The 14,568-nt window shown below is 71.3% G+C and carries 5 protein-coding genes; 1 reads left to right on the forward strand and 4 read right to left on the reverse strand.

The annotated features are described in order from the left end of the window. Positions 1-190: 190 nt before the first annotated feature. The 3 genes from ACFV18_RS10075 to pulA form a co-directional block, all read right to left on the reverse strand. The gene (locus ACFV18_RS10075) at positions 191-1,363 is read right to left on the reverse strand and encodes a macrolide family glycosyltransferase (RefSeq protein WP_380481322.1); all 1,173 of its coding nucleotides are present in this window, start codon (positions 1,361-1,363) and stop codon (positions 191-193) included. 289 nt (positions 1,364-1,652) lie between these two features. Continuing rightward, entirely contained in the window at positions 1,653-4,007 is a 2,355-nt protein-coding gene (locus ACFV18_RS10080; protein ID WP_380481325.1) for a M4 family metallopeptidase, read from the reverse strand. 412 nt (positions 4,008-4,419) lie between these two features. Then, a complete protein-coding gene (gene pulA / locus ACFV18_RS10085) occupies positions 4,420-9,939 on the reverse strand; it encodes a pullulanase-type alpha-1,6-glucosidase (RefSeq protein WP_380481328.1) in 5,520 nt (1,839 codons plus the stop codon). A 307-nt stretch (positions 9,940-10,246) separates the two neighbouring features. Between pulA and ACFV18_RS10090 the strand changes: the two genes are divergently transcribed. Beyond that, entirely contained in the window at positions 10,247-11,194 is a 948-nt protein-coding gene (locus tag ACFV18_RS10090) for a phosphatase PAP2 family protein (protein ID WP_380481330.1), read from the forward strand. 34 nt (positions 11,195-11,228) lie between these two features. Here the strand turns inward: ACFV18_RS10090 and ACFV18_RS10095 are convergent, their stop codons facing one another. Further along, positions 11,229-14,267, reverse strand: coding sequence for a bifunctional [glutamine synthetase] adenylyltransferase/[glutamine synthetase]-adenylyl-L-tyrosine phosphorylase (locus tag ACFV18_RS10095; protein WP_380481332.1), 3,039 nt, complete (start codon positions 14,265-14,267; stop codon positions 11,229-11,231). Positions 14,268-14,568 lie beyond the last annotated feature (301 nt).

Here is a 14,568-nt window from a genome sequence, read left to right on the forward strand (position 1 = left end):
CAAGAAGCCTGCAAGGTGGGGTGAAACTTGCTGGAAATTTGCAGTGGCATGACCATATGGTCGGCCCGGGCGGCCGTCAAGAGAGCCTGCGACCCGCTCCGCGGCCGGTAAAACGGCAGCGCCGGCCCGCCGCTGACAGTTCGTCAACGGCAGACCGGCGCGCGGTCGGGCGGTATTCGGAGGCGGTGCCTCAGCCCAGCTGCTGCTCGATCACGTCACAGGCGCGGGCGGTGCCGCCCTCACCCCTCGCCCCGGCGCTCAACTCCCGCAGACGGGCGGCCACTTCCTCGTCCCCGACCAGCTCGGTGAGGGCCGACCAGAGCGCCTCGGGCGTGGCCTCCTCGGTGTCCAGCCGGCGGGCCACGCCGAGCTCGACCAGCCGGTCGGCGTTCATCGGCTGTTCGGCGGCCTGCGGCACCGCGATCATCGGTACGCCCGCCATCAGCCCTTCGCCGCAACCACCCATCCCGGCATGGGTGACGAAGGCGTCGGCCTGCTCCAGGATCGCCCGCTGCGGCACCCACGGGTGCACCTCGACGTTGGCCGGGATCTCCCCCAGCTCGGCCGGGTCGACGAACTTCCCGATCTGCAGCACCACATGCCAGCCGGGACGGCCGCCGAAGGCCGCCAGGCAGTTCCGGTAGAACTCGGGCTGCCGGGTGAACGCCGAGCCCAGCGACACCAGCAGCACCTTCTCCGCTCCGGCCGGACGCTGCCAACCGCCCTGCTCCGCCCGCAGGTCGAAGCACGGCCCGACGAACTCCACGGCCTTGCGGTCCACCCGGTCGGCGTGCGGCTGCATCGCCTCGGTGATCATCGCGACGGCGCGCACCGGTTTTCCGGAGAACGCGTCCACGTCCACCGTGGTGGCGCCACTGCCGGCCAGCCACTCGGCGAAGAGTTTGAAGTAGTCGTCGGCGCCCGGCAGTTGGCGTATGGCGCCGCCCACCTCCTCCTGATAGCCCTCCCACCCGACCAGGGTCGGGGAGAGCTGAACGATCGGCCGGCCCTGCGCCTCGGCGAGCGCCCGGGCGGCGTAGGCGCCGATGTCGTACAGGTAGACGTCGGCCGGGTCGGCGTCGTAGTGCGCGTGCAGCCGGGGCAGCATCGCGATCGCGTCCTCCAGGAAGACCCCCATCTGGCCGATCGGGTCGGCCGGCCAGTCGTGGTCGGCGACCGGCAGCGTGGAGGGGTACGGGACGAGCTCGGCGCCGGTGGGGGCGATCAGCTCGGCCGCCGAGGGGTCGTTGAAGTACGTCACCCGGTGGCCGCGGGCGACGAGTTCGCGGATCACTTCGAGGCTCGGGCGGACGTGGCTGACGGCCGGGATGCCGATCATGGCGATATGGGCACGACGGGTCATGCGAAAGCACCTGCTTCCGGTCTACGGGGTCGGAAAGGGAACACCGCACCGCCGACGCGCCGTCAGGGGGCGCCGGGGCGTGCGGGACGCGAGGCTCGGGGCACTGCCCCGGCCGCGTCAGCCGTAGATCTGGTGGAAGGACATGCCAGGACCCTAACCCGCCGGATCCGAAGCGCGCATCCGATTTAACTCCGGTCCGCACAAGGCTGATTGACCGATCGTCACACGGAAACGCGCCGGTGCCCGGCAGCCGAAGCGGCTGCCGGGCACCGGTATCACCGAAGGTGCGTCAGCTGGTCTGGATCGCGGTGTCGTCGACCACGAAGGAGGTCTGCAGCGAGACGTCCTCGACGGCGTTGAACTTCACCGTGACGGTCTGACCGGCGTAGGCCGACAGGTCGATGGTCTTCTGGGTGTAGCCGGTGTTCTTGTCGAGGTTGGAGTACGTGGCGACCGAGGTGCCGTTGACGGTCACGGTCATCTTGTCGTACGCGGTGGAGGTGGTGGTCTCGGCGGTGTCGACGTGCAGCCAGAAGCTCAGCGACGCCTTGCAGCCGGACGGGATGGTGACGGTCTGCTGGATGCTGTCGGTGTGGCTGGAGCCGTAGCCGTCCATCCAGGCCTTCCAGGAACCGCCGTGCGCGGCCTGCGAGGTGGAGTTGTCGACCACACCGGAGGTGGTGGTCCACGGGGCGGCGGTGCCGGTCTCGAAGCCGGGGTTGCCGAGCAGCTGGGCCGGGGTGCAGCCGCCGCCGCCACCGCCGGAGACGGTCCAGGTGAAGGAGACGCTGCCGGTCTTGTTGGCGGCGTCCTTCGCGGTGACGGTGACGTTGTAGGTGCCGGCCGCGGTGGCGGTGCCGGTGATCTTGCCGGTGGCGGCGTCGATCGACAGGCCGGTGGGCAGGCCGGTGGCCGAGTAGCTGAGCGGCGCGGTGCCGCCGGTGGCGTTGATCTGCAGGCTGACCGAGGCGTTCAGCGCGGTCGACTGGTTGCCGGGGCTGGTCACGACCGGGCCGCCGGTGCTGGGCACCGAGCCGACGTTGACGGCCGCCCAGGCGGTCGCGGTGGCGTTGTACTCGGCCGAGTTGGCGCCGTACAGGTCGGTGGCGGCGGAGAGCATGCCGGCCCGCGCGTTCGCGTAGTTGGTGGAGGAGGTCCAGTAGGTGGTCAGCGCCCGGAACCAGATGGCGGCGGCCTTGTCGTGGCCGATGCCGGTGACCGGGATGTTGTTGTAGGTCGGCGAGTTGTAGCTCACGCCGTTGACCACCTTGGCGCCGCTGCCCTCGGACAGCAGGTAGAAGGCGTGGTTGCCGACGCCGGACGAGTAGTGGACGTCCTTGTTGCCGACCGTGGAGGACCAGTAGTCGGCGGACGAGCCGTCCTTGGACGGCTGGTCCATGTACCGCAGCGGCGTGCCGTTGCCGTTGATGTCGATCAGCTCGCCGACCAGGTAGTCCGGGTTGTCCTTGGAGATGTTGGCGTACCACTCGACCATGTTGCCGAACACGTCCGAGGTGGACTCGTTCAGGCCGCCGGACTCGCCGGAGTAGATCAGGCCGGCCGTGTTGGAGGTGACGCCGTGCGTCATCTCGTGGCCCGCGACGTCGAGTTCGGTCAGCGGGTGGGTGTTGCCCGAGCCGTCGCCGTAGGTCATGCAGAAGCAGCTGTCGTCCCAGAAGGCGTTGACGTAGTTGCTGCTGTAGTGGACCCGGCTGTAGGCGCCGACACCGTCGTTGCGGATGCCGTTGCGGCCGTAGGTGTTCTTGTAGTAGTCCCAGGTCATCGAGACGCCGAAGTGGGCGTCCACGGCCGCGGACTCCTTGTTGGCGGCGGTGCCGTCGCCCCAGGTGTCGGTGGACTTGCTGAACAGGGTGCCGTTGCCGCTGGTCCCGTTGTTCATGTTGGTGGTGTACATCCCACCGCGGGTGGTGTCCTTCATCTGGTACGTCGAACCGGACAGCGAGGTGCCGATGTTGACGTTGCCGACGAAGACGCCGGTGCCGGTGCCGGTCTCTATGCCTTCCCACTTCTGGATGACATCGCCGCTGTTGGCGTCGGTGACCACGTGCAGCTTGCTCGGGGTGCCGTCCTTCTGGGTGCCGGAGACCACGGTCTCCCAGGCCAGCCGCGGGCTGTTGTCGGCGGCCCAGACCACCAGGCGGGGCGCGGTCTCCAGCGCGGAGCCGGACTCGGCGGCCAGCGCGGTCGCCTGGCCCTTGGCGGCGGCCAGCTTCGGGGTGGTGGACAGGCCGTTCAGCGACGCGGTGGAGGCCCGGTCGACGCCCTTGGTGGTGCCGTTGGCGGCCTGGTGGACGACCATGTCGCCACCGAGGACGGGGAGTCCGTTGTAGGTGCGCTCGTAGCGGAAGTGCTGGGTGCCGTCGGCGTCCTTGAACGCGTCCTTGACCACCAGCTTCTCGGCGGAGCCCATGCCCAGGTTCTGCGCGACCTGGGCGGCGCGGGAACCCGCGTCCGAGAGCATCTGGGCGCGCCCGGCGGCCACCTGCTGGCCGGCGACCTGCGCCGCCGCGGACGGGCCGGCGGGGGCGGCCTGGGCCACCACCGACGGGATGGCGGTCACCAGCAGGGCGGTAGTGGCCGCGAGGGCGGCCATGCTCACGCGGGCATGCGTGTGGCGAGACATGCGGGACTCCTTAACCGACCGTCGCGGGGTCACGAGCGGTGAAGAGAATCTGGCCGCGGTTGCGGCGCAGCGGGGGCCCCAGCCGCCGGTCGCGGCACGGGGTGCGTACACGTACGCGGTGCAGGGCTGCGGGCTGCCGATGTCCTGGGGAGGCTCCATCGGCGGGGGTTGGGGCTACCTGTCTTCGCAGCGAGGGGAATCGTGGCAGCAAACACCCGTCGAATGACAGATGCATGCCACGGATTGACTCATTTATGACCGCCCTACAAGTCCCCCAAGAGCCCCCCATGGTCCGGCATTTGGGATGCCGTCAGCTAAACATGGCGGTTGACCGTACCGCACCGAAGCTTTTCGGCCAACCCCGCAAGGGGCCCCACCCTGAGGTGAGACCCCTGTTACCGGCGGGGAACCATTACTTCTGGACGAACACCGCCACCGTCCGGCCCGGCACCGTGAAGGTCCCCGAGGCCGCGTCGAAGGCTGCCTGCTTGACCACCGGGTCGCTGCCCGTGGCCTGCACCCGGTGCAGCGCCTGCGTGGTGCCGCGCAGGCCCGCCACGGTCTGGGTCTGCGCGGCCGGGGTGGCGTTGAAGACCACCGTGAGGCCCTTCTCGGCGCCCGGCAGCCCCGTCCCGTCCAGGTGCATGGTGATCACACCCGGGTCCTCCTCCGCGGTGCCGGACAGCGGGAAGGACAGCCGGCGCTGCACCTCGGCCGTGCTCGTCAGCGAGAACAGCGGGGAGGACTGACGGATCCTCAGGAACTGCTGGTAGAGCGCGGTGCCGGCGCCCATCTCGTTGCAGCCCATCCGCAGCTTCGGGTCGGCCAGCAGCTGCTTGCCACGGGCCCACATCTCCTGGTTGTCGGCCGCCATCGGCAGCCCGCGGCCCCAGCCGTTGCCCAACGAGCAATCCCAGTTGATGGCGTTGAACCAGTCGCCGGAGTCGTAGGAGTTGGCGTCCAGCGACTTGGAGCGCAGCAGGTCGCTTCCGGCCTGGGCGAAGCCCGGGCCCTGGGCGAGCGCCGTCAACGACAGGCCGAGCGCCTGCATCCGGGCCCGGTCGGCGGGCGAGGTGCCCTGCGGCAGCTTGAACGCCAGCGCGTCGTACAGGTCGGCGTTGTCGTGCGCGTCCAGGTACTCCACCGCCTCGCCGGGCTGTGCGGCGTAGCCGGTCGGGGCGCCGTTGTAGTCGACTCCCTTGCCGGTGACGGCCTTTCCGGAGGAGTCGGTGAACGCGTAGCCGGCCAGGTTGCCGGTCAGGCCGACCTTGATCTGGTCCATCTCGTGCAGCAGCCGGGCCTTCTGCTGCTCCGGACCGCCGTTGTCCGCCGCGCCGTTCGGGTCGGTGTACAGACCGGAGGCGAAGCCCTGCTGCGGCGCCGAGGACAGCATGAAGTTGCCGCCGCGCCCGGCGTCCCGGATCCGGTCGTTGAAGGTGGCGATGCCCGTGCCGGCCATGTTGACCTGGGTGGCCTGGACAAAACGGGCGTCATTGGCGACGGTGCCGAAGTTCCAGCCCTCGCCGTAGAGGAAGATGTTCTTCCCGTCCACGCCGTCCCGCTGCGGGGTGAGCCCGCCGAGCGCGGACCGCACGTCCAGCATGGTGGACTTCGGATCCAGGCCCATCAGGTCGAACCGGAAGCCGTCCACCCGGTACTGCTTGGCCCAGGTGACCACCGAGTCGACCACCAGCTTGTTCATCATGGCGTGCTCGGGCGCGGTGTCGGCGCAGCACGAGTCGGTGGTGACCTTGCCGCTGTCGCTGAGGCGCTGGTAGTAGCCGGGGACGACCTTGTCCAGCACCGAGTGCTCGTCCTGCCCGGCCGCCGCGGTGTGGTTGTACACCACGTCGAGCACCACCCGCAGGCCCGCGTCGTGCATCGCCTGCACCATCTCGCGGAACTGCACGGTGCGCGCCGTGCCGGTGGGGTCGGTGGCGTACGAGCCCTCGGGGACGGTGTAGTGCAGCGGGTCGTAGCCCCAGTTGTAGGCGTCGTCGGCCTTCACCGCCGCCACGCACTCCTGCTGCTTGCCCGAGTCGGCGGGCAGCGCGGCCAGGTCGCAGGCGGGGAGCTTCTGGTCGGCCCGGTTCTCCCGGATGGTGGCGATGTCGAAGGTCGGCAGCAGGTGAATGGTCGTCACCCCGGCCGCGGCGAGCTCCTTCAGGTGCTGCATGCCCGCGGACTTCGACTGCGTGAACGCCAGGTAGGTGCCACGCTCGTCGGCCGGCACGGTGGTGTCGGCGGCCGAGAAGTCCCGCACGTGCAGTTCCTGGATCTGCTGCCGGGTGGCCGGTATCGCCGCCGGACTGCGGTGCTGGTCCCAGCCCTTGGGCTTGGTCGCGGCGGCCGACAGGTCGGCGACCAGGCTGCGCTTCGAGTCGGCGGCCAGCGCCGTCGAGTACGGGTCGGTGACGGTGTTGGTGACCATCTTCCGCACGCTCGGCGCCCACACCTTGACCTGGTACAGGTAGTACTTGCCGTCCAGTTCCTTGGCGTCCTTGGTCAGCGACCACACGCCCGAGGCCTCGTCGCGCTTCAGCGGGACGGTCTTCGGGGTGCCGCCGCTCGCCGTGTCGAAGAGCTGCACCGCCACCTCGGTCGCGGTCGGCGCCCACAGCGAGAGCGTCACCTTCCGGTTGCGGCCGTTGCCCTGCCCCGGACCCGTGTACACCGGGCCGAGCTGGGCCTTCGCGGCCTTCCCCGCGTACAGGTCGTCCAGCACGCCGGGGATCTGCACGCCGGTGGCGGCCAGCGCGGCGCCGTTCGGCAGGTGCTCGGCGAAGACCAGCTGGCTGCGCAGCGCGTCGGTGATCCGGCCGGCGTCACGGGCGTCGAGGGTGAACGCCCGGTAGCCCGCCAGGTGCGGGAACTTCGCCTTCTGGGCGTCCGTCAGGCCGGCCGCCGGGGTGAGCCGGATCCAGTGGCCGGGCTTGGACAGCGCGCCCTGCTCGACGCTCAGCCCACCGGCCGGGTCGTAGATCAGCTGGGCGCTGGTGCCGCCCTTCAACTGTGCTTCCGCCGCACCGTAGTTGGCGGGCACCACGACGGTCCGCGCGTCGATCCACTGGGCCTTCGCGGAGCCCAGGTCGAGCTGCGAGGAGGCGCCGGCGGTCTGCGGCAGCAGGTAGCCCTCCTGGCCGCCGATGATCCACACCTCGCGGCCCGAGGTGGCGAAGTTCAGCGACTGGTCCTGCGGCAGGTCCTTGTCGTTGCCGTTGTGGATGATGTAGCTGAGGCTGCTCGCCCCGGCCGCCAGCGGCACCTCGAACACCGCGCCGAACGCGTCCTTGCGGGCCGGCATCAGCGGGTTGCCCCAGTCGGTCGGCGTGGCCGCGCCCGTCCAGTCGTGCAGGCCCCAGCCGTCGTAGTTGCCGTCGGCGCGCCGGTAGTGGAGGACGGCCTTGCCCTCCGGCACCGGCTGCGCCCCGTCCGGGTTGGCGGTGCGGACGGCCGGGTCGCCCTCCTTGATCCACACCTCGCCGGTGCTGGAGATGTCGATGTGCCGGTCCTGCTCGACGTCCTTGGCGCCGTTCTTCTCCACCACGAACCCGACGTCGGAGGCCCCGCTCTTCAGCTTCACGTACGCGAACGCGCCGTACGCGTCCCGCCCGACGAAGCCGTGCCCGTCCGGCCAGGTGGTGCCCTCGCCATCGGCGATGTCACCCCAGGTGTACAGGTTCCAGCCGTCGTAGTCGCCGTCCTGCCGCTGGTAGTGCACCACGGCGTAGGGCCGCGACACCGCGCTCGGCGCGGGCGCCGGCGGCTGCTGCCCGGTGGTGAACTGCCCGCTCGCGGAGGCCAGTCGGCCCGCCGAGTCCTGCACCACGGCCTTGAACCGCACCACCGTGCCCGGCGCGACGCCGTCCAGGTTCTGCGTGACGCGGTACACCCCGCTGTCGGCGGTGCCCAGCGTCTGCCACGGCCCGTTGCCGACCTGCGCGGCGAAGGTCACCCGGTTGAAGCCGCCACCGGGCACGCTCGCGCCGAGCGCCACCGTCCCGTACGACCCGTCGGCGGGGGCGTTCACCGTGATCGACGGCCCCGCCGCCGGCTTGGCCGGCTTGTGCTTCGCCTTCAGCACCAGCGAGGACATCGCCGGGACGGTCACCGTCACCTTGCCGTCCGCGCCGCTGGTGGTCTTCCCCTGGAACCCGTACAGGCCGTCGAAGTCCATGCCCGCCGAGAAGGTGTCCAGCGTGACGGTCTTCGCCCCGGCCGCGTTGTTCACCGCCACCAGGTACTCCACCTGGTCCTTGGCGTCGATCCGGGAGAACGCGTACACGCCCGGCCCGTCCGCCGCGTACCGCTCCACCTGCGCGCCGTCCGCCAGCGCCGGGTTGTCCTTGCGCAGCTTCGCCAGCCCGGCGATCCCCCGGTACAGCGCCCCGTCCCGGCCGTACCGGTCCTTCGGGCCGGAGTCGCCGCCGATCACCGGGTCGCTGTTGTACGAGGGGGTCTTCGAGGCGAACATGTCCTGCCGGGCGTCCTTGTCGCCGCCCGCGCCGGTGAAGCCCTGCTCGTCGCCGTAGTAGACCACCGGCTGCCCGCGGGTCAGGAACTGCAGCTCGTTGGCCAGCCGGTCCTTGCCCAGCAGCACCTCGTCCGGCGCCCCCGGGTTGTCGCTGCGCAGGAACGACCCGAACCGGCCCATGTCGTGGTTGCCGAGGAAGGTCGGCAGCTCGTACGCGTCGGTGTCGGCCGTGGTGTAGCGGTAGTCCTGCGCGTACAGCTCGCTCAGCGCCTTCGCCGAACCGTTCTGCGACACGTACTTCCGGGCCGCCTCCTGGAACGCGAAGTCCAGCGTCGCCTGCAGCTTGCCCTTGGTGACGTACGGGGAGGTCACCGCCGGGTCACCCGAGTACACCTCGCCGAACATGAAGAACTTCTTGTTCCCCCGCTGCGCCGCGAACTGCTTCAGCGCCGGCGCCCACTGCTCCCAGAACGCCATGTTCACGTGCTTGACGGTGTCGATCCGGAATCCGTCCACGCCGGCCTCGGCGACCCACTTCTGGTAGATCTTCTCCATCCCCGCGACGACCTTCGGGTTCTGGGTGTCCAGGTCGTCCAGCCCGGAGAAGTCGCCCTCGGTCGCGGACTCGCCGACGAAGGTCGAGTTGCCCCGGTTGTGGTACAGCGCCGGGTCGTTCAGCCAGGACGGGGACTTCGCGTTGGCGTCCGCCGGGGTCCGGAACACCGGGTTGTAGGGGAAGGAGTCCTTCGAGATGCCCGGCCACTGCGCCCGCGCGTCGGCGACCGCCGTCTCGTCCACCGGGTTCCCGTCGGCGTCCAGCGTCGGATAGGCACCGGCGGAGCGGTAGTCGTACGAGCCCTCCGCGTAGTCGATGACGTCCGCGGTGTGGTTGGTGATGACGTCGAAGAAGACCTTGAGGCCGCGCTTGTGGGCCTTGTCGATCAGCTCCTTGAGCTGCTCGTTGGTGCCGAAGTGCGGATCGACCTGGGTGAAGTCGGTGATCCAGTAGCCGTGGTAGCCGGCCGAGGCGTCCGCCCCCGTGCCCTGCACCGGCTTGTTCTTGAAGATCGGCGCCATCCAGATCGCGGTGGTGCCGAGGTCCTGGATGTAGTCCAGCTTGTCGATCAGGCCCTGCAGGTCGCCACCGTGGTAGAAGCCCTTGTCGGCCGGGTCGAAGCCGTTGTCCAGCCGCCCGCCGGTGATCCCCCCGGTGTCGTTGCCGGTGCTGCCGTTGGCGAACCGGTCCGGCAACACGAAGTAGAACTGCTCCCGGGTCAGGTCGTGCCGGGCCGCGGTGGCCGCCAGCGCCGCGTCCGAGGGCGCGGACGGGGCGGCCGACGCGAGCGGGACGGCGCCCAGCGTCGCGGCGATCAGCGAGGCCGCCACCAGGACGGAGGCCCGTCCGGGACGGCGGTACGGGGTGGTGCGGCGCGGGGAACGGGCTTGGGCGTCGGCCACGGCAGGGCTCTCCCTCTGGGGCGCTCGGGCAGGGTGGGTGGCGTGGAACCTAGCGTCCTGCAAGATGTTTCAGCAAGATGCGAAAGCCCTTTCGGGGACGAGTCATACCGAGTCGTGACCTGCCCCCACTTGGGGTCCGGGCCCCGAACGAGACCCCGGTTCGACCCCCGGTAACCCGCGCGCCACAATGGACCGCATGCGCCTCGAGAACCGATCGACCCCTACCCCCGTAGGGGGACAGTCGGTGAAGAATCCCCGACCAGAGGATGAGCAAGCGGCCACACCTCGTCTGGCAGACTTCTCCTCCATGGGGGAACCGACCGAGATCCACGCAGCCGGCGCCGACCGCGCCGAGCGGAGCGCACGCGACGGTTCCGACCCGGGCACGGACCACACCGCCCACCAGCCCGGCGGAGCCACCCGCGTCGCCCAGCCACCCGCCACCGGCCTCCGCGCCCGCCTGCGCGAGCAGCGGCGCGCCCCGCGCCGGCCGCACCTGTTCTTCGAACTCGCCCTGATCGGCATCAGCTACTGGCTGTACTCGCTGATCCGCAACGCCGTTCCCGAGCAGGCCGCGATAGCGCACAAGCACGCCGACTGGGTCTGGAACTTCGAGCAGACCCTCGGCATCGCCGTCGAGCGCTCGATCAACCACGCCGTCGACTCGGTGACCTGGCTGATCGTCGGGATGAACTACTACTACGCCACCCTGCACTTCATCGTCACCATCGGCGTACTGGTCTGGCTCTACCGCTCCCACCCCGGCCGCTACGCCGCCGCCCGCACGGTGCTCTTCGTCACCACCGGGATCGCGCTCGTCGGCTTCTACTTCTTCCCCCTCGCCCCACCCCGCCTGATGGACGCCGGTTTCATCGACACCGTCACCGTCCACCACACCTGGGGCTCCATGGCCTCCGGCGCCGGCGCGCAGGTCTCCAACCAGTTCGCGGCCATGCCCTCCATGCACATCGGCTGGTCCATGTGGTGCGGCCTGACCATCTTCTTCCTGGCCCGCCGCACCTGGGTCCGCGTCCTCGGCCTCGCCTACCCCCTGGTCACCCTCAGCGTGATCATCTCCACCGCGAACCACTTCTGGCTGGACGCGGTCGGCGGCGAAGCCTGTCTGGTCGTCGGCTTCGTCGCGGCGCGGCTCATCTACCACAACTGGGTCTACCGCCTGCCGCGCAACCCGGACGACGTCGCGGATCACGCACTGACGGTTCCGGTCTCCTGGGACACCAAGGTCTCCGCGTAGGGCTCACGCAGGTGTGCTCGCGCCCCTGGTTGCCCTAACTGGTCCCGTAGAACAGCCGCTCCATCGCGTGCCGGGCCCGTCGCGTGACCCGACGGTAGTCGTCCAGCAACTCGCCGGAGTGCCCGGCCCCGTAGCCCAGGTAGCGCGCCACACCCGCCAGTTCCCTCGCGTCGCCCGGAAAGCTGTCCCCGGCCCGGCCCCGCACCAGCATCACGGCGGCCCGCACGCGCGAGGCCAGGACCCACGCGGCGTCCAGCACCTCCGCGTCCTCCCGTTCCACCAGCCCGGCCGCCGTCGCGGCGGCCAGGGCCCCCCGGGTCCGGGTGGTGCGCAGGCCCGGGATTTCGTGGCCGTGGCGGAGCTGGAGGAGCTGGACCGTCCACTCCACGTCCGCCAGGCCGCCGCGGCCGATCTTCGTGTGGGTGGTGGGGTCGGCGCCGCGGGGCAGGCGCTCCGCCTCGATCCGTGCCTTGATGCGGCGGATCTCCGTCAGGTCGCGCTCGGAGACGCCCGCGCCGGGGTAGCGGAGGGGGTCGATCAGGTCCCGGAACCGTGCGCCGAGTGCGAGATCGCCGGCCATCGGTTCGGCCCGCAGCAGCGCCTGGCTCTCCCAGGCGTGCGACCAGCGCGCGTAGTACCCGGCGTACGAGGCCAGGGTGCGCACCAGTGGACCGTTGCGCCCCTCGGGGCGGAGGTCGGCGTCGACCTCCAGCGGCGGTTCGACCGAGGGCGCGGCCAGGAGTGTCCGCATCTCGCCGATCACGGCCTTGGCCGCTTCCGCCGCGTCGTCGTCCAGCACGCCGAGTCGCGGCTCGTGGACGAACAGCACGTCCGCGTCGGAGCCGTAGCCGAGTTCGTGGCCGCCGAACCGTCCCATGCCGATGACCGCGATCCGGGTGGGCAGTTCGCCGTTGCGGTCCTCCCAGCCGGCGGTCGCGGCGCGCAGCGCGCCCTGCAGGGTGGCGGCGGTGATCGAGGTGAGCGCCTCGCCGGCGGCGTCCAGTGCCTTCGCGGGGTCCTCGTCGAGGCGGCCGAGCAGGTCGGCGGCGGCGGTGCGGAACAGTTCGCGGCGGCGCACCGACCGTACCGCGGCCACCCCGGCCGAGGGGCTGTCGGCGCGGCCGACCGCGGCGAGGATCTCCGACTCCAGGGCGGCCCGGCCACGCGGCGTCACCCCGGTCGAGTCGCCCAGCATCGCGACCGCCTCGGGCGCGCGCATCAGCAGATCGGGGGCGAACCGCCCCGCCGACAGCACCCGGGCCAGCTGTTCGGCGGCCGCGCCCTCGTCGCGCAGCAGCCGCAGGTACCAGGGGGTGCCGCCGAGCGCGTCGGAGACCTGCCGGAAGTTGAGCAGGCCGGCGTCCGGGTCGGCGGAGTCGGCGAACCAGCCGAGCAGCACCGGCAGCAGGGTGCGCTGGATGGCGGCCTTGCGGCTGACGCCGGAGGCGAGTGCGGAGATGTGCCGCAGCGCGGCGGCCGGGTCGGCGTAGCCGAGTGCGGCGAGGCGCTGCCGGGCGCCCTCGGGGGTGAGCCCGGCGGCGCCGGGGCGGGTGACCCGCAGTTCGGCGACCGGCAGTTCGGCGACGGCGTCCAGCAGCGGGCGGTAGAACAGCCGCTCGTGCAGCCGGCGCACCTCCAGGGCGTGCCGCTTCCACTCCCGTTGCAGCGCGGTGACCGGGTCGTCCCGGGTGTCGCCGTTGATCAGCGGGGCCATGGTGCGGGCCAGTCGGCGCAGGTCGGCCGGATCGGTGGGCATCAGGTGGGTGCGGCGCAGCCGGTGCAGTTGGATGCGGTGTTCGAGGGTGCGCAGGAAGCGGTACGCGCCGTCCAGCGAGGCGGCGTCGGCGCGGCCGACGTAACCCCCGGCGGAGAGCGCGGAAAGCGCTTCCAGGGTGTTGCCGCTGCGCAGGCCCTCGTCGGTCCGGCCGTGCACGAGTTGCAGCAGTTGGACGGCGAACTCGACGTCCCGCAGCCCGCCCGGGCCGAGTTTCAGCTGCCGCTCCAGCTGGCCCGCCGGGATCGTGTCGACCACCCGGCGGCGCATCTGCTGGACATCGGCCACGAAGTGCTCGCGGGCGGCGGCCTCCCACACCAGCGGGGCCACCGCCTCGGTGTACGCCCGGCCGAGCTCGGCGTCCCCCGCGACCGGGCGGGCCTTCAGCAGCGCCTGGAACTCCCAGGTCTTGGCCCAGCGCCGGTAGTAGGCGAGATGGCTGGCCAGGGTGCGCACCAGCGGACCGTTGCGGCCCTCCGGACGCAGATTGGCGTCCACCGGCCAGATCACGCCCTCGCCGGTGGTCTCCGAGCACAGCCGCATCAACCGCGCGGCCAGCCGGGTCGCCGCCTGCATCGCCCGCTGCTCGTCCACGCCGTCACGCGGCTCCGCGACGAAGATCACGTCCACGTCGGAGACGTAGTTGAGCTCCCGGCCGCCGCACTTGCCCATCCCGATCACCGCCAGCCGGCACGCCTCGGCCGCCCCCGGGTCCCGGGCGGCGGCCAGCTCCAGCGCCGTCTGCAACGTGGCCCCCGCCAGGTCGGCCAGCTCGGCCGCCGCCTGCGGCAGATCCGTCGTCCCGGACAGGTCCCGCGCGGCGATCGCCAACAGGCACCGCCGGTACGCGGCCCGCAACGCGTCCTCCTCACCGTCTCCCGCCTGCACGCGACGGGCCAGCTCGGCGAGGAAGTCCCCGCTCCCGGGGTGGATGTCCCGCAGCTCGAAACTGACCAGGGCGTGCCAGTCCCTCGGATGCCGGGCCAGATGATCACCGAGCGCGGCCGACGCCCCCAGCACCCCCAGCAGCCGGTCACGCAGCGGCTTCGACGTGGTGAGCGTGTCCCGCAAGGTGTGCCGCTCGTGCGGATCCAGCGCCTCCAGCAACCGCGCCAACCCGAACAGCGCCTGATCCGGATCGGCCGCCCCACCGAGCGCGTCCAGCAGCACCGGATCCCCCGCCAGCCCCTGCAACGCCGGTTCGTCGAGCAGCCGCACCGCCTGGTCGGGGTCGGAGAACCCCCGCCGCACCAGTCGAGTCTCCAGCCGGCTGACCCGGCTCCCGGACCGCTCCTCCACCGCTCCGCCTCCCATGGCTACCCCCAGGTACCCCCTGCCCGAAGCGTACGTTCCCCCCGGGCCCGGGCACCGCCCGTGACGCACCGTCCTCCCCCTCTCATTGGCCCGGACCCTCCCGCACCGGGCTGCGCTTCCCGGCCACCGTACTGGTGGTACGGGACGCCACATGAAGGAAGTGGCGCTGCTCCGGGACGCAGGCGGCGCGTCTGCCGCAGCACCTCGGTGAACGCGGCCAGTTCACTGCGCCGCCCGACGAACCCACTGCGCCGCCGGCGCCGGATCAGCTCCTGCCGCGAGGGCC

This window comes from Kitasatospora sp. NPDC059673, from assembly GCF_042734215.1.
GTDB lineage: Bacteria > Actinomycetota > Actinomycetes > Streptomycetales > Streptomycetaceae > Kitasatospora.